Below are 17,649 nucleotides of genomic sequence, written 5' to 3' on the forward strand. Positions count from 1 at the left end.
GAGCTTGCTCAATTCAGCCCGGCTTCCGCCAGACGCTCCTTCAGGTCACTCGCCAGCAGGGACTGCAGAATCTGCTCCACGCGGCCTTCCATGAACTGATCCAGATTGTACAGCGTCAGCTCGATGCGGTGATCGGTGACGCGGTTCTGCGGGTAATTGTAGGTGCGGATCTTTTCTTCACGACCACCGCTGCCAATGAGGCTCTTGCGGTTGGCGGAATACTTCGCGGCCTCCTCCTGCTGCTTCTTTTCCAGCAGGCGGGAGCGCAGGATGCTCAGCGCCTTCTCCTTGTTCTTGATCTGGCTGCGACCGTCCTGGCAGCGCACGATGGTGCCGGTGGGGATGTGCAGCACCTGCACGGCGGAGTCCGTGGTGTTCACGCCCTGTCCACCCGCGCCTGAGGAGCGGCAGACCTCGATGCGGACTTCATCGGGCTTGAGTTCGAAATCGACTTCCTCGGCCTCCGGCAGCACGGCCACCGTGGCAGCGGAGGTGTGGATGCGCCCCTGCGCCTCCGTGGCAGGCACGCGCTGCACGCGGTGCACGCCGCTCTCATACTTCATGACGCGGTAAACATCCTCACCGCTGATTTTGACGATGACTTCCTTCAGCCCGCCCACCTCGGAAGGGCTGCTGTCCAGAGGCTCGATCTTCCAGCCGCGCCCTTCCGCATAGCGCGTGTACATGCGCAGCAGGTCGGCGGCAAACAGAGAGGCCTCATCTCCGCCCGTCCCGGCGCGGATTTCCAGAATGACGTCGCGGCCTTCCAGCGGATCAGGCGGCAGGATGGACTCCTGAATGGCCTTCTCCAGATCCACCAGACGCTGCTCCAGCACCGGGATTTCGGCTGCCGCCATCTCGGCGAACTCCTTGTCCTCCTGCGACTTCGCCATCACCTTGTTCTCGGCCAGTTCTGCCTGCGTCTTTTCAAAGGCATCCCAGCTCGTGAGCAGGTTTTGCAGGCTGCGGTGCTCGCGCAGCATCTCGCCCGCCTTCTTGGCGTCGTCGTAGAAATTGGGGCGGCCGATGATGTCTTCGAGATCCGCGAAGCGGGTGCGTTTGCCGGCAATGACGCCTGAGTAGTCCATGGAAGAAAAGGGAAGGAAAAAGGAAGAGCTGAGACAAAAAGAAAACGGTGCCCAGCACGAGGCATGGGCACCGTTTGACTAAAAACAGGGAACTGGGAGCTACGCTTCGGCAGCGGCAGGAGCAGCGGACTCCAGCTTCGGAGCCGTGCGGCGGGCGCGGATGGAGCCGTAGCGCTGTGCGAACTTGTCCACGCGGCCGGCGGTGTCGATGAAGCGCTGCTCACCGGTGAAATACGGATGGCAGGCGGAGCAGATGCCGATACGAAGGTTCGGCACGGTCGAGATCGTGTTATACACAGCACCGCAGGTGCAGGTGATGGTCGTCTCTTGGGTTTTGGGATGGATGTTTTCTTTCATGGTGGTGGGGTCCCACGTGGTTCGACGAGGCGCGGTACGCAGCTTTCGCCGGGGCGTGGGGGCATTCAGAGTAATGGATTTTGAGGTTTGGTCAAGGGGGAGGAAAAGGGAATGCGGAGTTGCGGACTGCACTCTGTTTGATAGCTCGGACTTTTCTCCCGCGTTACCGCGCACAACCATGATCCACCGCTTCTGTCTCTTCCTCGCCTGCCTCGTTTTTTCCCAGCTCCAGGCGGCTCCGCCAAACGTGGTGGTCATGCTGGCAGATGACTCCGGCTGGGGGGATTACTCGATCAATGGTAACACCAATCTTAAGACCCCCAACATCGACTCTCTGGCGAAATCAGGAGCACGCTTTGACCGCTACTTCGTCTGCGCCCTGTGCGCCCCCACGCGGGGTGAATTCCTGACCGGGCGCTACCACTCGCGCGGCGGAGTGCTGGGGGTCTCTACGGGCCTGGAGCGGCTGAACACGGACGAAAAGACCATCGCCGACGCCTTCCTCGCCTCCGGCTACGCCACGGGCGCCTTTGGCAAATGGCACAATGGCAGCCAGTGGCCCTACCACCCGAATGCACGCGGCTTTCAGGAATACGTGGGATACACCTCCGGTCATTGGGGCGAGTACTTTGACCCGCCGCTTGAGCATAATGGCGTGATGTTTCGCGCCAAGGGCTTCATCGTCGACGTCCTCGTGGGCAAGGCCCTCGATTTCATCGAGACGAACAAGGAAAAGCCCTTCTTCTGCTACATCCCGCTGACCACGCCGCACTCCCCCTTCAGCGTGCCGGACGAGCATTGGAACAAATTCAAAGACTCCCCCGTCTCCCAGCGTGGCGAGGAAGGGGATAAGGAAGACCTCGCCGTCACCCGCACAGTCCTGGCCATGATGGATAACATCGACGTCAACGTGGGCCGCGTGCTCAAAAAGCTCGATGACCTGAAGCTGAGCGACAACACCATCGTGGTCTATTTCAGCGACAACGGCCCGAACAGCTTCCGATGGAACGGCGGCATGAAGGGCAAAAAAGGCGTCACCGATGAAGGCGGCGTCCGCTCCGCGCTTTTCATGCGCTGGCCCGGCAAGATCAAGCAGGACACCCTCATCACCCCCATCGCCGGAGCCATTGACCTGCTGCCGACCCTCTCCGCCCTCGCAGGCGTGAAGCCTGTGAGCACCAAGCCGCTGGACGGCCTGGATTTCTCCACGCTGCTGCTCGGCGGCGAGTGGAAGCGCGCCCCGCGCGAACTCATGAACTACAACGGCGGCCGCCTCAGTGTCCGCACCCAGACCCACCGCCTGGACGCCAACGGCGGTCTGTTTGACATGATCGCCGATCCCAATCAGACCAAGGACATTGCCGCCGAGCAGCCCGAACTCGCGGCCAGGCTCTCCGCCAAGGCCACTGCCTGGCATGAGGAGGTTTTTGGCAAACCTTACACTCCCAAGCCGGCAGGCGCGAAAGGGAAAGGGCAGGGGAAACCCAAAGGCAAAAATCCCGGCGCAGAACCGTTCGCTGATGACCGTCCCTATCCCGTCGGCTACACCGAGTTTCCCATCACCATGCTCGAAGCCCGCGATGGCGTCCCGCACGGCGAGGTCAAGCGCAGTTCCAACGCACCCAACTGCTCCTACTTCGTGAACTGGAAAACCAAGGAAGACTCCATGACCTGGGACATCGATGTCCACACAGCCGGCGATTACGAAGTCACCATCGACTACGCCTGCCCCGAGGCATACGCGGGCTCCACCGTGGAACTGAGCTTCGAAGGCGGCACCACCTCCGGAAAAGTCACCCCGGGCTGGTTCCCCCGCTTGCTGGACGATCAAGACCGCGCCTCCCGCAAAGGCGAAAGCTTCATGCGCGATTTCCACACCCTCTCCCTCGGCACGCTCAAGATGCCAGCCAAACGCGGCCTTCTCACGCTGCATGCCCTCGAAATCCCTGGCCAAACGGTGATGGAGGTGCGGCGAGTGACGCTGACTCTCAAGTCGAAGTGATCATGGCATGAATCATGTTGTGCGTTCCAACTGCCAGCCCAAGGAGTGACATCACTCCGGCACCCCAACCACAATGAAATCCTCCCGCGTTTTTTGCCTGTTCCTCTCCTCCCTATTTATGACCGCCTGCGGCTCCGTCGCACCCGCTCCGAAAGACTCGGCAGCCATCGTGCTGAGTACCACCGAGGAACGGGAATGCGGGCAGGGGGTGGTGAGATTTCCGGCGGGGGTGTATGTGGCGGATGTGGTGTCTCCCAAAGGCACCTACTATCTTGCGCCTCAGAGTCTTAGGACGGTGGGAGTACTGCTGGGGCGGAGCGAGCGTGGGGGCATTTTTGTCTCGAACGCAGCGGGCAATCCCCAGGCGGCATGGTTTGGCGATACGACGGATGTGGGGACGGGGAAGCCAAGCACTTTGTTTGGAGCCATCGGCATCAATGAGCCGAAACTGTGGCCTTACAGCCCGAGAATTCCGTTTCAGGTGAAGAAATAACGTGGATTTCCCACCCTGCAGCGGGGGGCTTCCCCCCAACTGCATGCATGGACTGTAAGGACTTTGTCATGGACAGGGTTTCTATTGCGCATAACATTATAAAAACTATAATTCGACGCGTATGAACAGCCGTCTCATCACCTGGTTAATCGCCTCCGCCGTCCTGCTGGCGGGGGGGATCGCCGCACTCAAGGAGGGGTGGCTGAACGGGTGGAAAATGCGTCTGACGGAGCTGATGACCAGCCCGGGAGCCCAGTATAGCGCGGCGAAATTCCGCCTCGATCTGGTGGACCAGTTCAACTATTCCCGCATGGCGCACAAGACGCCCACGCTCCGGGTGGACCCCGAAATGGAGGCCTGGCTGGACAAGGAGTTTCCCAAAATCGACACCACCGACCTCAACAAAGTCACGGAACTGGTGCAGGAGGGGATGCCCCGCTACTACCGTGTCTCCGTCTGCTCCGCCAGCAGTCCCAGCCTGCGCGAGCTGCTCCAGCGTTTCCATGAGTACGCGCATCGTGCCCAGCCTGAAATGACGCACATGGCCATCGCCCTGCGTCCCCGTGCCAGCGGATTGATGCACGAAGCCCTGCTTGTGCTGGGCCAGCGCCTGCGGGATTTCACCCCGGAAGCCCTCTCCCAGTCTGGCGACGAGCCCTTCTTCAGCACCTGCGTGCACTGCAAGCAGCCGCACTTTATGAAGCTCTCCCGCGCCCAGCGCAGCATGGCGTTGGAGTGCCCCAAATGTCACCGCAAGTATGCCGTGATCGCCGCAGACAGCGCCGGCCGTTTCCATTATGTGAACGAATTCCTGACCGGCTACGCTCCGCCGGCGGTGTTTGCCAAAAACCAGTCCCGCGTGCAGCAGCTCTTCACCATCTGGTCTGCCGTGCATGCAAACTGCCGCTACACCAATGATCCAGGTGCCAAGGCGGGCAGCAGCTTTGCCAAGCCGGAGCAGACCGACTGCTGGCAGTTTGCCGATGAAACGCAGCGGCTCCAGCGAGGCGACTGCGAAGACTCCTCCATCTTTCTGGCAGACTGGCTGATGTCCCGCGGCTTTCAGGTGCGCGTGGCCCTCGGACGTTACGGGGACCTCGGGGGGCACGCCTGGTGCGTGGTGAAGATCGACGACAAGGAATACCTGCTGGAGTCCACCGAAAGCCGGCCCGACCCGAGCGACCCGCCGCTGGCCAGCCGCGTGGGCAGCCGGTATGTGCCCGAAGTGTTGTTTGACCGCTTTGCCATCTACGTGCCCACCAGTGCCAACCGGGCTTGGAAAGGTGACTACTGGTCCGCCAATGCCTGGACCCGCGTGGAGCCGCGCGCAGAGCTGGGGGGAGATCCCATCCTCGCCCGCGCCCCCGCAGGAGGCCTGGTCAAGATGGGCACGCAAAACCTCATCGAATCCGGCTCCGGTGCCGAAGCCTCGCGGCTCTCCCGCACCGGGTTTGCCAGCCCCGCCTCCCCCACGTTTCTCAATCTGGGCACCATCCCGGCAGGCTCCAAAGACTGGCGGCAGTCCATGGTTCCCCAGCGGACTCCCTGAACGAAATTCAAGCAGCAGATATTTGCTCCGCCAAAAGCCTTGCAATCCTTGCGCGATCTAGCTATCTAAAGGAATCTTCTTTGAGACATGCCGGCGTGGTGAAATTGGTAGACGCGCTAGACTCAAAATCTTGTATCCGTGAGGATGTGTCGGTTCGAGTCCGACCGCCGGTACTCAGAGAAGCTACCCAAAAAGTCGGTCTTTTGTCACATGCCTAGGGCCGGAGCCGGCCACACGTGCTCCGTCGCCTGTTTGTTGGGATCTACAGGCTCCAGCGGGGCCTCTGCCGGACCGTTGACCACCTTGCCCTGGGCGGTGAAGGTGGAGCCGTGGCAGGGGCAGTCCCAAGTCTGGTCCGCGTGATTCCACCCCACCACGCAACCCATGTGCGGACAGATGGCGCTGAGGAGGGTGAGTTTGCCGTCCTTGTCTTTGCTGGCGGCGACTTTTTTCCCATGCAGCCGAAGGATGGCTCCCTCGCCCGGTGCCAGCTCTTCGGGCTGGCGATTGTTCCCCATAAACAGGCTTTTCGTGAGGTAGTAGGGGTAGTCTTTGTTCTCCTTGAGGTAGCTCCAGGTGCTGGAGAGCTCCTTCCGCTCGATGCGGAAAAGGTCCTTCCAGGGACTGGCGATGCCTTGAGCGTGTTCTGCAAACATGATGCCCGACAGCGTGCCGAACGTCATGCCGGTGCCGGAAAACCCGGTGGCCACAAACTGGCCGGCATATTCGCCGATGTAAGGAAGGCCGTCCACGGTCTCAATGACCTGCCCGGACCAGCGGCGGAGAAAACGTGCGGAGGGAAAGAGCTTCTGCACGCGCTGCTCCAGGGCCGCATACTTTCCGTCCGTGTCTTCTTCCTGCCCGGTCTTGTGGTCTTCACCGCCGGCGATGATGCGCGCCCTGCCGTCCACCTTGTCGATGCGGAAGTAAAAATAAGGATCTGCGGTGTCCCACCACAGGGCCTCCGGCACGATCTCCTCGGCGAGCTCCGCCTCCACCGCGTAGGTGGTGTAGCCGGCCAGCTTGGTCTGCAGCAGGGTGGAGCTCAGCATGCTGGCGGCGCCCTGCAGCGGGACGTGCGTGGCGATGAATACCTGCTGGTAGGAAATATGATGGCGTCCGCAGCGTACGGTGCGCTTTTCCGCATCAAACTCCCACACCTCGCTGTCTTCGTGGATCTGCGCCCCGAGTTTCTGCGCCGCCTGCGCCAGCCCCCGCACATACTTGGTGGGATGAAACTTCATCAGGTTGGAGAAATGCACCGCTGGCTGCTGCGTGATGGGGCACTGGGGAATGAAACGCGCATCAAAGCCGGTCTCGGTGGCCAGGCGCGCGTCTTCCCGCAGGGAGTCCGCCTCATCTTTCTCCGCATCTGAGGCTGCGTAGAGATATGCGGGCACATGAGTGAGCTCGCAGTCGATTTCTTCCTGGCAGACAGTGCGGCGGATGTGGTCGGCGGCTGATTTGCAGGCATCCCAGACGGCCTCGGCATGATCACGGCCAAACGTTTTGACCAGGGAGTGGAGCCGTTCGTCCGTGGGATAGCTGATATGCGCGGTGGTGCAATGCGTCTGCCCGGCGCACAGTTTTTCCTTTCCACCAGCACCACGGAGCGGCCCGCCTTGGCAAGCAGCCAGGCCGCGGTCACTCCCGCGATGCCGCCACCGATGATCAGCGCATCGGTGCTAACATCCTGGGACAAGGCCAGGAAGGCTGGCGGATCAGGAAACTGCCAGGGAGTTTCATGTTTCATAGAATGCGCGAAAGGGGCAGGACGAAGTTTGCCACGGGCAGGCGCGAAGAAGATCTGCGGTCTGCGGGGTTCAGAGCGCTCTCAGAAACTCCGCGAGGTCCTGCTTCTCTGCTTCGGTGAGATGGGTCTGCAGGACGAGATTGAAGAACTCCACCGTGTCCTCCAGTGTGAGGCAGCGGCCGTCATGCAGGTAAGGCGGGCTGTCTTTGATGCCGCGCAGGGTGAAGCTCTTGATGGGGCCGAGGGGGGCTTCATTGAGGAAGCGCTCCGTTTTCAAATCGTGGTATTGCTGATCGAGATAGAAGGGCGCGGGATGGCAGTTGGCGCACTGAGCCTTGCCAAAGAAGAGCTGTTCGCCGCGCAGTTCGGATTCAGAGGCTTTCGTTTTGTCCAGGCGGCCCGTGACGGGGTCCAGCTTCGGCGCGGGCGGGAAGTCGAGCATGTTTTGCAGCTGCGCCATGTGGCTGACCTGCACGCGATCCAGAATGACGGCGCCTTTTTTGAAAGCGTGGATCTGGTCGCCATTGAAATAAGCCGTGCGCTGCTCGAATTCGGTGAAGTCCTCCACCGAGCGCAGGCTGCGCTTGGAGCCATGAACCTGCTGATTGAAAAGACCGCGCAGGCTCACGGTGTCCAGGCGCATGCGCCGCTGCTGCGGACGTGTGTCGGGATTGAGATGGAACTGGCCTGTGGTGTGTCCGTTCAAATGGCAGTCGAAGCAGGTGACGCCGAGGCTTGGCTGCTCGCTTTTGCGGTCGTCCGTGGGATTGAACTCTTCCTGCGGCATGGGAGTGAGGAGAAGGCGCAGTCCGTCCAGCTGCACAGGCGTGAGGAGGTCTTTGAAGAGCTTGTAGTAGTTGTTGATGGAAACCACTTCACCGCGCGAAACGTCTCCCAGCTCCGGACGATTTTGCAGGAAGATGGCGGGCGGAAACTCAGGCAGGAAAGCGTCAGGGATGTCGAAGTCCACGTCATAGCGTTGCAGGCGCGGAAACATGTCGGTCTGCATCGCGGGAAAGACCTGGCCGCCCGCCACTTGCTTCGGATGCGGCAGGGCAGGGTAGGGGAAGGCGTCCGCCTGCTTGATGTCCTCGGGCTTCATGGCATCCAGGTCCGCCCACTTTTTTCCCTCCTTGAGCCTGGCGGTGGGCCCCACGGGCACCGGCTTGCCCCGGCTCATCGTTACGTTGGGGTGGGACTTGGGTTCAAGATTGTACCGCGCCGCCAGAAGTTTGTGCTGCGCCTCCATGATGGCCGCCTTGTCCTTTTTGTCCGCAGTCATGATCTCGCCGAGAGTCTGCATGGGCTTTTCTGCATTCAGCGGGTCACGATAAAAATCAAAGCCTGTGATGGCGCCTTCCTTGGGCTGGTCCTTGATGACGGCATTGGTGAGCGGGGCCTTCTCGGGTTTGAACTTGTCCGCATCGGCATCATGCGTGGTCTTGTTCTGCTCCGGGCGGGCTGACTGCGCCACACGCGGTGTCTGCGCCTCCTCGACGGCGTCAGGCAAAGGATGCGCCGCCTTCTTGTCCGCGGCTTTTTTGTTTTGCGCCAGCAGCGTGCCGACCGTCAGCAGGCTGATGACAACCACGGGACGCAGCGAAGGAAAGGGGAAGGTTTTCATGCCCCGGTTTCGAATGGAGCCCATGAGATGGTTGTTATGAATCCCGCTTGGAAAAGCGGATTACCATCCGGTCATCCCGGAGCCTGATGAAAACGGAGATTGTTTCTGGAGAAGCGTCAGGCATTGGGAGCTCTGTGTCATAGGAGCAGCGCCAGTGCGTGTGTTTGCGGCGATCAACGGCACTTATGAAAGCCGCCGTATTCCATCGCCCAGGCTGGCGCATTTTTTCCGAATCCGCCCAGGCTGCGGCCAATGCAAAGTTCCATGTAGAACTGCCGACCCACCAGTGGAAGCGCAGGCGTGGTGATGTGGAAACAGAAGCAGCCCTGCGCTCCTGATGCAGCGTCAGTGCTCGTTGTGTGGCCGTGCTTCCGTCTTCAAAACTTGACGGGGCACGGCTCTTTCTTGTGACATCAGGCAGGCGTGCGACCGGATCACGCATGGTAAACGATTGGTGCTTCAACAACCAGCACCCACCCTATGCCACGCGGAGACAAATCCAAATACACCGACAAGCAGAAGCGCAAAGCCGAGCACATTGAGGAGGGCTATGAAAAACGCGGCGTCTCCAAAAAGGTGGCGGCAAAGCGCGCCTGGGCGACCGTCAATAAAACTTCCGGTGGCGGCAAGAAGAGCGGCTCCGGAAAAGGAAAGGCTGAGAACAAAACTCCGGCCCGCAAGGGTGGAAAGATTGGCGGAAAAACCGCAGCCAGCAGGTCTGCCACCAAGCGGTCCGCCTCCGCAAGCAAAGCAGCGGCGACGCGGAAGAAGCGCGCCGCAAAGTCTTGACACTGCAACGTGGAGATGGCGCCATGAAGCGAAGCCACGATCGCAATGCTGAAAACAGCCGCCGCCTGAAAATGGCCGCATCCTTGCTCGTCAGCGGAACGGCGGGTGTTTTCATCGCGCGCAATTTCTTTGAGACGGACAAGAAGATTCAGCATGCCATCCACACTTCCTATGCGGTGGGGGATGACTCCTTCTGCCGCACCATGAGCCATCTGCTCGGTCCGCCGCTGCTCGATGGGAACACCGTCGAGACTCTGGAAAACGGGTGCCAAATTTTCCCTGCGATGCTGGAGGCGATCGCCAGTGCGCAGCGAACCATCACGTTCGAGAATTTCGTCTTTGCCGAAGGGGAGGTCAGCCGCCGCTTTGCCCGCGCACTGGCCGAGCGTGCGCGTGCTGGCGTGAAGGTGCACTTCCTGCAGGATGCCATGGGCTGCAACTGCCTGCACGGCGCGGAAATGGAAATGATGAAACGTGCGGGTGTCGAGGTGGAGATCTACCGCTACATGAAGCTCACCCGTTTCAATCAGCGCACGCACCGCAAGATCCTTGTGGTCGATGGCCGCGTTGGCTTCACCGGCGGTGTGGGCATATCTGACGACTGGGATGGCGATGCGGACAAGCCCACGCGCTGGCGTGACACGCATTACCGCCTGGAGGGGCCGGCAGTCGCCCAGCTTCAGCAGGCTTTCATGGACAACTGGATGGAAACCCGCACCGTCGTTCTCCATGGCGATGACTACTTTCCCCATTTGCCGCCCGTTGGAGGCACCACCTGCCAGGTCTTCAAGAGTTCGGCCGGCGATGGCGGCGAGAACGCACGTCTGATGGTCCTGCTGTCGATCGCCGCCGCGCGTCGTTCCATCCGCATTGGCAACGCCTACTTCATTCCCGACGATTTGATTATTCGGACGCTGGTGGCTGCGCGCCGCCGCGGAGTTGAGGTTGAAATTGTGGTCCCCGGTCCCTTGATCGATGAAAAGCTTGCCCGCATGGTTAGCGTTTCACACTGGGGCCCCTTGCTGCGTGCAGGTGTGCGCATTTATGAATACGGCCCTGCGCTCTACCACTGCAAATACATGGTGGTGGACGGCTGCTGGTCCTCCGTGGGTTCCACCAATCTGGACAACCGCTCGCTGCGACTGAATGCGGAGGCCAATCTGAATGTGCAGGATACCGCCTTTGCCGAGGAGCATGAGCGGCTCTTTGCCAAAGATCGCGCAGCATCGCGTGAGATCACACTGAAGGCCTGGCGCCGGCGTCCCATGCGGGAGAAAGTGTGGGGCTTGATCGGATCGGTGCTGCGCACACAGATGTGAGTCACGTGAACTCCAGGTCAGCGATCACCGGCAGATGGTCGGAGGCCAGCCGCGTCAGCGCATTGCGTGGGGCCCTGACGTCCAGCACACGGATGTCTGGAGAGACGAAGAGGTAGTCCAGCCGCATCAGCGGAAAGCGTGAGGGGAAGGTGGCGCGGTTTCGCATGCGCACCTGCAGCGCTGCATCTCGCAGCACGCGGCGGAAGGTGCGATAGGCCGCGAGGCAGGGTGGTGTGTTTAGATCTCCGCAAAAGATCACCCGCTGCTGGCAGTTGGGATGGCCGAGCCACTCAGGCCCGACGAGCGCTGCAGCCTGCGCATTGCGCTCTCGCAGGCTCAGGCCAAGATGCGTGTTGATGAACTGCACCTCATGCTCACCGCATTTCGCAGTCACCCAAAGGGCGCCGCGTGGCTCAAAGGCCAGCCGCGCCTTCACGGTGGGCAGTTCCCCCGCATGCCGCAGCGTCAGCGGCCACTTGCTCAGGATGGCGTCTCCATACATCTCCTCCTTCACCCGCAGGGCAGGGTGGAAGTGAAATCTCATTTTCAACTGCTCCGCAATCACCGCCGCCTGATCCAGCCGGCCGCTTCGCATGCGCGCCAGATCCAGCTCCTGGATGGCAACGATGTCCGGATCTTGCGAAGCGATCACTTCCGCGATGCGCCCATGACTGAGCTCACCATCCGTGCCCACGCAGCTGTGCGCATTGTAGGTCATCACACGCAGCCCGGATTTCATGCCCAGACATCGCCTCAATTCGATTCGGTGGATGCTGAAAAAAGGAAGTGATTCCGCTTCCACGCATTCCTCGCACTACTGGCCGATAAGGGTCGGCACTTAGCCGCCGCAGGCACGTCCCCACCACGGCCTGCATCACGGTCATGACCCGCTGCGCCTTCACCGCCGCCTGGAGAGCGTGGTCTTTTTTGGGATCTGTCAGCAGCAGGTGGATTTCCGGCCGGCCGCATTTCGCCACCACTTGGGAGAATCGTGCTGTTTTCATGACAGCATGGAAATCGCATCATTCCGCGACAAGGTTCTGCGCAAGTTCATGCGTCCGTTTGCCACCCTCTGGCGAAACCTACGCGCCCCCATGCGTTCCCGTTCCATGACGACACCCCACCTCATGACTCTGAAGGAGAGAGCCGGATGAAATCTTTGTGGTCTGCCTGGTTTAAAAAGCAGCGCTGGAAACCGTTTCCCTTTCAGCAGGAGGCCTGGGATGCCTATCTGTCTGGCGAGAGCGGGCTGGTGCATGCGCCGACGGGGCTGGGAAAAACTTATTCGGTCTGGGGCGGCCCGGTGCTGGAGTGGCTGGCGCAAAATCCAAAGAAGGCGGCGTGGCCGAAAAAGACGGAGCCGCTGCGCGTGCTGTGGCTCACGCCGCTGCGCGCGCTGGCCAATGACACCGTGGAGTCTCTGAGCGCTCCACTCAAGGATATGGGCCTGCCCTGGACGGTGGAGCTGCGCACGGGAGACACCAGCTCTGCAATGCGGCAGAAGCAGCGCCATCGCTTTCCCACCGCGCTGGTGACGACGCCGGAAAGCCTCTCCTTGCTGCTCACGCATGCGGACACGCGGGAGAAGTTTGCCGACCTGCGCTGTGTGATCGTGGATGAATGGCACGAGCTGCTCGGCACGAAGCGCGGCGTGCAGACGGAGCTCTGCCTGGCGCGGCTGCGGCAGTGGGCGCCGGGCCTGCGCATCTGGGGGCTGTCCGCGACTTTGGGAAATCTCGGGCAGGCGCTGGAGGTCCTGCTGGGCAGCGCGGCGCATGCGGGCAAATCCAGGATGGTCTCCGCGGAGGTGAAGAAAAAGTTTGAGATCAAGTCATTGCTGCCGCGCAGCATGGAGAGCTTTCCCTGGAGCGGGCACGCGGGGCTGCGCATGCTGCCGGACGTGATTCGCCGCATCGAGAAATCTCCCACCACTCTGCTGTTTGTAAACACGCGCTCGCAGGTGGAGATCTGGTATCAGGCGCTGTGTGTGGCACGGCCTGACTGGGACGGGGACATCGAGCTTCATCATGGCTCGGTGGATCGCAAGAAACGTGAGGAGGTGGAGCATCGCCTGCGTGGCGGCACCGTGAAATGCGTGGTCTGCACGGGCAGTCTGGATCTCGGCGTGGACTTCTCACCGGTGGAGCAGGTCATTCAGGTGGGCGCGCCCAAAGGGGTGGCACGCATGCTGCAGCGTGCGGGGCGCAGCGGCCATCAGCCGGGCGCGGTCAGCCGCATTTACTGTGTGCCGGCGCATGCGCTGGAGCTGGTGGAATTTTCCGCGGTGCGGGATGCTATCAAACGCGGAGAAATGGAGGCGCGCGAGCCTGTGGACCGGCCGCTCGATCTTCTGGTGCAGCATCTGGTCACGCTCGCGCTTGGCGGCGGATTTCACGAAGCGCAGGCGCTGGCGGAGATCCGCTCCACGCATGCCTTCCGCGATTTGAGCGATGAGGAATGGCAGTGGGTCATCGACTTCGTGACGCGGGGCGGGAAGAGCCTGAAGGCCTACCCGCAGTTCCGCCGCGTGCGGCAGGAGGGCGACTTCTTCACGGTGGATCAGCCGGACATCGCGCGCTTTCATCGCATGTCCATCGGCACCATCACCAGTGATGCCATGATGTCCGTGCGGCTCATGCGCGGAAGCCACCTCGGCAGCATCGAGGAGTCCTTCATTGCCCGGCTCAAGGAAGGGGACGGTTTTTCCTTTGCGGGATATCAGCTCGAATTTGTCCGCGTGCATGACATGACCGCCTTCGTTCGAAAAAGTCGCAAAACGTCGCGTCTCGTGCCGCAATGGATGGGCGGCAAGATGCCGCTCTCCACACAGCTGGCCCGTGCGGTGCGGCTGAAGCTCTCCGAGGCCAGGCGCGAGATTTTTGATTCGCCCGAAATGCAAGCGGCAGCCCCGGTGCTCAAGATTCAAGCGTCCTGGTCGCTCATTCCTGAGCCGGACGAACTGCTCATCGAGTGGACGCGCACGCGTGAGGGCGTGCTGTATTTCATCTATCCCTTTGCCGGGCGGCTTGCGCATGAGGGGCTGGCCGTGCTGACGGCGCACCGCATCGGCAGGGCCTCTCCGCGCTCCTTTGCGCTGACCATGAACGATTATGGATTTGCGCTGGCGACACCCACTCCGCTGGATCTCGATGAGAAGGCCTGGCGCGAGATGCTTTCTCCTGAGATGCTGGTGGAGGACATCCTCGAGTGCCTGAACTCCACCGAGCTGGCGCGGCGGCAGTTTCGGGAGATCGCGCGCATCGCGGGACTGGTGTTTCAGGGGTATCCCGGGAGCTCCAAATCGACGCGTCAGGTGCAGGCTTCGAGCGGTTTGTTCTATGACATGTTTTCCCGCTATGAGCCGGACAACCGCCTGCTGGATCAGGCGCGGCGCGAGGTGATCGAACGTCAGCTCGAGGTGCGGCGGCTGCGCGATACCCTCAGTCAGGCGCAGGGCATGAAGCTGATCCTGCGGGAGACGGAGCGCCTCACGCCGCTGTCCTTTCCGCTGTGGGCCATGTGGGTGCAGGGGCAGGTGAGCTCTGAAAAATGGGCGGACCGCGTGCGCCGCATGAGCGAGCAACTGGAGGCTGAGGCGCTGCGAGCATGAGAACCGATGTGACTTTGGAATGGGGCGGCGAAACCCTCACGCTGCTGCATGAGCGCGCGGTGTGGTGGGCGGGCGAGAAGACGCTTTTCATCGCCGATCCGCATTTCGGCAAAGCGGCGACCTTTCGCTTTTCAGGCATCCCCGTGCCGGACACTTCGCATGAGGACGATCTGGAGCGGCTGTCCCACATTCTGAAACTGACGGCAGCGCTGCGGCTGGTCATCCTGGGAGATTTTTTTCATGCCAGAGCGGGCAGAAATGAGGAGATGTTCAAGGCGCTCACGGCATGGCGGGAAAGGCACGCGGAGATCGAAATCGTGCTTGTGGAGGGAAATCACGATCGTCATGCCGGTGCGCCGCCGGAGGATCTGCGGATCACCTGTGTGAAAGGTCCGTGGCGGCTGGGCTCATTTCATTGCCGGCACGAGCCGCAGGAAGATGTGGAGGCGCACGTCCTCGCAGGGCATCTTCACCCGGCCTTCCGCTTGTCCGACCGCATGGGGGCTTCGCTGCGTGCGCCCTGCTTCCACTTTTCCACCCGCGTGGGCATCCTGCCCGCCTTCGGCTCCTTCACCGGCACTCATAGCATGTCGAGCACTGAAAAAGACCGCGTGTTTCTGGTGGGGCCAGGCTCGGTGATGGAGGTTCCTTCTCGTGGATAAAACGGTGGCCAGTGCTCATTGAAACGGACCGCAACCTAGCGAGAGGCGCTGGGTTGATGGGGACGTGCCCGTCCGGGCCCGCCGCTGGAACGTCAAAGAAGCGTGCAGGAGGCACGGAACGAGCTACGTTACATCCCACGCATGCACACTCCGCGAGCCGCCACCGTCCTTGTTTTAGCCGCAGCACTCATCGGCTGTGTCGTCTGGGCGGCCGATCAGGACAAGGAGGGCGGCAAGCCCACTAACTTCGGCGTGAAGGACGGCTCCGTGCCGGAAGATCCGCGTGATTACCGCCGTGGCGGCTACGGCAATGAGTACCCCACCTGGCCGGTCAGCAAAGAACTGCCGAACGACACCTTCACCTTTGCCCGCATCCGCTACAACTCCACCAGCCGTGGCGGGCGCGGCGGCTGGGGCCGCAACAACCGCAAGTGGTCCACCGATTATCCGGACTCGGACATGAACATGAGCTACCGCCTGCAGCAGCTCACGTCTCTACAGGTGAATCCGAACGGCGCCATCGTGGACATCGACCCCGAGCAGTTCCGCCATTATCCGTTTCTGTACATGATCGAGGTCGGCGACATCGACATCACCGATGTCGAGGCCAAAACCATGCGCGACTACATGCTCAACGGCGGCTTCATCATGGTCGATGATTTTTGGGGCACGCGCGAGTGGGAGAATTTTGAAGTCGCTCTCAAGCAAATCTGGCCGGACCGCAAGATGGAGGAGATTCCCCTGGAGCACGAGATCTTCCACATGGTCTTTCCCATCAAGGTGAAGCCGCAGATTCCGCACATCCGCTTTGCCGAGTATGTGATCAACCAGGGCATCACCTATGAGTTCGACAAGCCCGGCTCCGAGCACGTACACTATCGTGGCTATTTCGACGACAAACGCCGCCTCATGATGGTCATCTGCTGGAACACCGACACCGGCGAAGGCTGGGAGCAGGAAGGCACCGACCCCTGGTACTTCCGCGAATTCTCCGAGAAGTATGCGTATCCGCTGGGCATCAACATTATCTTCTATGCGCTGACGCATTGAGGAAAGTACTCCCGAGCTTCAGCTCGTTCCGGGCGCATGGCGCTGCGCACGGCCCAAAGAGGCAAAGAAACCGCCCTTCAGTTTTCGAAAGCGCTGTCCAGAGCGAGCTAAAGCTCGCGAGTACTTTCTTTTCAGACAGCCGCGCTGCGCATTGTCTCAATCGGCAGAGAAATCCTGCCTTTCGTCTCTCGAATGCGCGGGAAAGAAAAAGGTGGAAGAAGAGAATGGGAAGGAGCTGGTGTAGAACCAACCTAGGTGGGTGAATTATTTTGTGGTCAACGCAAAATGGAAGTGTCATAGTCGCGGGATGAACCCGAATGAGATCAATCCTTACGCGGCGCCTCAGTCCAACGTGGCGGCTTATGATCAGAGCATCCCGACCGAGGCTCCGAGCGCGGGGCAGGGCAAGCGCTTCCTCAATTTCCTGATCGATCGCTTTGCCGTGATGGTCATGTTCTTCGTGCTCGCCGTGGTCCTGGGGGTTCTGGAGGGGCTGGGCATGCTTCATGGGGGCGTGGCCCTCTTTGAAAACATCAGCACCCTTGAGGACATCCTCTTAACAGCTGTCGGCAGCCTCGTGTACTACACGTTCTTTGAGGGGCTGTTTGGCCGGTCGCTTGGCAAACTGATCACCGGCACCAAGGTGGTCACGGTATCGGGCGAACCTCTGACCTTCGGCAGCGCTTTCATGCGCAGTCTCAGCCGCATTGTGCCGTTTGAACCCTTCTCCTTCCTGGGCGACAATGGTCAGTCGGGCTGGCATGATTCATGGACGGGCACCCGAGTCGTGGATCTGCGCGCCGCGCCAGTGCCGAAGCCAAGGCCGATGAATCCCGGCCAGATGCCGAGAATGTACGTGCCGCCGCAGCCCCCTCGGTAAGAGAGAGACGCGAACGCGGACGGAGTAAATTGGGAGTGCGGTCGCGCAGATGCGAGGCGCAGGCCTTGCATCGGAGCTACCGCTTTCGAGAGGTTTGTGCTCTTGGAGTGACAGGGGGCTTTCGTGCGCCGTGAGGGTGTGGTGTTCGCTGGGGAAGTGGAGGCGCGCGAGCCGTCCTGCCTGCGAAAGCGGTAGCTGCGGTCGTTCCTCCCTTCGCGACCGCACTCCATATGCTGCTGCGAACGCGGACGGGGTAAATTTGGAGTGCGGTCGCGCAGATGCGAGGCGCAGGCCTTGCATCGGAGCTACCGCTTTCGAGGGGTTTGTGGCTCTCGGAGGGACAGGGGGCTTTCGTGCGCCGTGAGGTGGTGTGGTGTTCGGTGGGGAAATGGATGCGCGCACGCCGTCCGGCCTGCGAAAGCGGTAGCTGCGGTCGTTCCTCCCTTCGCGACCGCACTCCATAGTCTGCTGCG

The 17,649-nt window shown here is 61.1% G+C and carries 16 protein-coding genes, 1 tRNA gene and 1 pseudogene; 11 read left to right on the forward strand and 7 right to left on the reverse strand.

The features are described 5' to 3' along the window. Nucleotides 1-8: 8 nt before the first annotated feature. Together prfA and rpmE are read right to left on the reverse strand one after the other, a co-directional pair. Nucleotides 9-1,088, reverse strand: a complete 1,080-nt coding sequence (prfA, locus tag ACILSO_RS20880; RefSeq protein ID WP_395739393.1) for a peptide chain release factor 1 — start codon at nucleotides 1,086-1,088, stop codon at nucleotides 9-11. A gap of 99 nt (nucleotides 1,089-1,187) precedes the next feature. Continuing rightward, nucleotides 1,188-1,445, reverse strand: a complete 258-nt coding sequence (gene rpmE, locus ACILSO_RS20885) for a 50S ribosomal protein L31 (RefSeq protein WP_395739394.1) — start codon at nucleotides 1,443-1,445, stop codon at nucleotides 1,188-1,190. A 178-nt stretch (nucleotides 1,446-1,623) separates the two neighbouring features. On the opposite strand from rpmE, the gene ACILSO_RS20890 reads away from it, so the two are divergent. The 4 genes from ACILSO_RS20890 to ACILSO_RS20905 all read left to right on the forward strand — a co-directional run bounded on the left by ACILSO_RS20890 (nucleotide 1,624) and on the right by ACILSO_RS20905 (nucleotide 5,662). Then, nucleotides 1,624-3,447, forward strand: coding sequence for a sulfatase-like hydrolase/transferase (locus ACILSO_RS20890; protein WP_395739395.1), 1,824 nt, complete (start codon nucleotides 1,624-1,626; stop codon nucleotides 3,445-3,447). A gap of 73 nt (nucleotides 3,448-3,520) precedes the next feature. Next, nucleotides 3,521-3,940, forward strand: coding sequence for a hypothetical protein (locus ACILSO_RS20895; RefSeq protein ID WP_395739396.1), 420 nt, complete (start codon nucleotides 3,521-3,523; stop codon nucleotides 3,938-3,940). Between the two features lie 121 nt (nucleotides 3,941-4,061). Continuing rightward, complete coding sequence (locus tag ACILSO_RS20900; protein ID WP_395739397.1) at nucleotides 4,062-5,489, forward strand: hypothetical protein; 1,428 nt, start codon at nucleotides 4,062-4,064, stop codon at nucleotides 5,487-5,489. A gap of 89 nt (nucleotides 5,490-5,578) precedes the next feature. Further along, nucleotides 5,579-5,662, forward strand: a tRNA-Leu gene (locus tag ACILSO_RS20905). A 33-nt stretch (nucleotides 5,663-5,695) separates the two neighbouring features. Here the strand turns inward: ACILSO_RS20905 and ACILSO_RS20910 are convergent. From ACILSO_RS20910 to ACILSO_RS20925, 4 genes and pseudogenes are all read right to left on the reverse strand, one after another. Next, the gene (locus ACILSO_RS20910) at nucleotides 5,696-7,126 is read right to left on the reverse strand and encodes an FAD-dependent oxidoreductase (protein WP_395739496.1); all 1,431 of its coding nucleotides are present in this window, start codon (nucleotides 7,124-7,126) and stop codon (nucleotides 5,696-5,698) included. Then, nucleotides 7,081-7,242: pseudogene (locus tag ACILSO_RS20915) on the reverse strand (FAD-dependent oxidoreductase); the annotation flags it as partial. The pseudogene ACILSO_RS20915 and the gene ACILSO_RS20910, both read right to left, overlap by 46 nt. 70 nt (nucleotides 7,243-7,312) lie before the next feature. Further along, a complete protein-coding gene (locus ACILSO_RS20920) occupies nucleotides 7,313-8,866 on the reverse strand; it encodes a cytochrome B6 (RefSeq protein WP_395739398.1) in 1,554 nt (517 codons plus the stop codon). A 34-nt stretch (nucleotides 8,867-8,900) separates the two neighbouring features. Then, on the reverse strand, nucleotides 8,901-9,308 hold the full coding sequence (locus tag ACILSO_RS20925) for a hypothetical protein (protein WP_395739399.1): 408 nt from the start codon (nucleotides 9,306-9,308) through the stop codon (nucleotides 8,901-8,903). A 38-nt stretch (nucleotides 9,309-9,346) separates the two neighbouring features. Here ACILSO_RS20925 and ACILSO_RS20930 point away from each other — a divergent pair, with 38 nt between their 5' ends. After that, complete coding sequence (locus ACILSO_RS20930; RefSeq protein ID WP_395739400.1) at nucleotides 9,347-9,655, forward strand: plasmid stabilization protein; 309 nt, start codon at nucleotides 9,347-9,349, stop codon at nucleotides 9,653-9,655. A 23-nt stretch (nucleotides 9,656-9,678) separates the two neighbouring features. Beyond that, entirely contained in the window at nucleotides 9,679-10,974 is a 1,296-nt protein-coding gene (locus tag ACILSO_RS20935; protein ID WP_395739401.1) for a phosphatidylserine/phosphatidylglycerophosphate/cardiolipin synthase family protein, read from the forward strand. Between the two features lies 1 nt (nucleotide 10,975). Here ACILSO_RS20935 and ACILSO_RS20940 read toward each other — a convergent pair whose 3' ends face one another. After that, nucleotides 10,976-11,713, reverse strand: coding sequence for an endonuclease/exonuclease/phosphatase family protein (locus ACILSO_RS20940; RefSeq protein ID WP_395739402.1), 738 nt, complete (start codon nucleotides 11,711-11,713; stop codon nucleotides 10,976-10,978). 271 nt (nucleotides 11,714-11,984) lie between these two features. Between ACILSO_RS20940 and ACILSO_RS20945 the strand changes: the two genes are divergently transcribed. The 5 genes from ACILSO_RS20945 (at nucleotide 11,985) to ACILSO_RS20965 (ending at nucleotide 17,176) form a co-directional block, all read left to right on the forward strand. Next, nucleotides 11,985-12,128 carry a hypothetical protein gene (locus tag ACILSO_RS20945; RefSeq protein ID WP_395739403.1) on the forward strand — a complete coding sequence of 48 codons (144 nt, stop codon included), beginning with the start codon at nucleotides 11,985-11,987 and terminating at the stop codon, nucleotides 12,126-12,128. Continuing rightward, nucleotides 12,125-14,584 (forward strand): ligase-associated DNA damage response DEXH box helicase, encoded by a 2,460-nt coding sequence (locus ACILSO_RS20950; RefSeq protein ID WP_395739404.1) that lies wholly within the window; start codon nucleotides 12,125-12,127, stop codon nucleotides 14,582-14,584. Before ACILSO_RS20945 ends, ACILSO_RS20950 begins: the two co-directional genes overlap by 4 nt. Then, on the forward strand, nucleotides 14,581-15,246 hold the full coding sequence (gene pdeM, locus ACILSO_RS20955) for a ligase-associated DNA damage response endonuclease PdeM (protein WP_395739405.1): 666 nt from the start codon (nucleotides 14,581-14,583) through the stop codon (nucleotides 15,244-15,246). Before ACILSO_RS20950 ends, pdeM begins: the two co-directional genes overlap by 4 nt. 141 nt (nucleotides 15,247-15,387) lie before the next feature. Continuing rightward, nucleotides 15,388-16,296: a DUF4159 domain-containing protein gene (locus tag ACILSO_RS20960; RefSeq protein WP_395739406.1), complete on the forward strand. Its 909-nt coding sequence runs from the start codon at nucleotides 15,388-15,390 to the stop codon at nucleotides 16,294-16,296. A 307-nt stretch (nucleotides 16,297-16,603) separates the two neighbouring features. Next, nucleotides 16,604-17,176, forward strand: coding sequence for an RDD family protein (locus ACILSO_RS20965; RefSeq protein ID WP_395739407.1), 573 nt, complete (start codon nucleotides 16,604-16,606; stop codon nucleotides 17,174-17,176). Nucleotides 17,177-17,649 lie beyond the last annotated feature (473 nt).

The sequence above is a fragment of the Prosthecobacter sp. genome (genome assembly GCF_044226605.1).
Classification (GTDB): Bacteria; Verrucomicrobiota; Verrucomicrobiia; order Verrucomicrobiales; family Verrucomicrobiaceae; genus Prosthecobacter.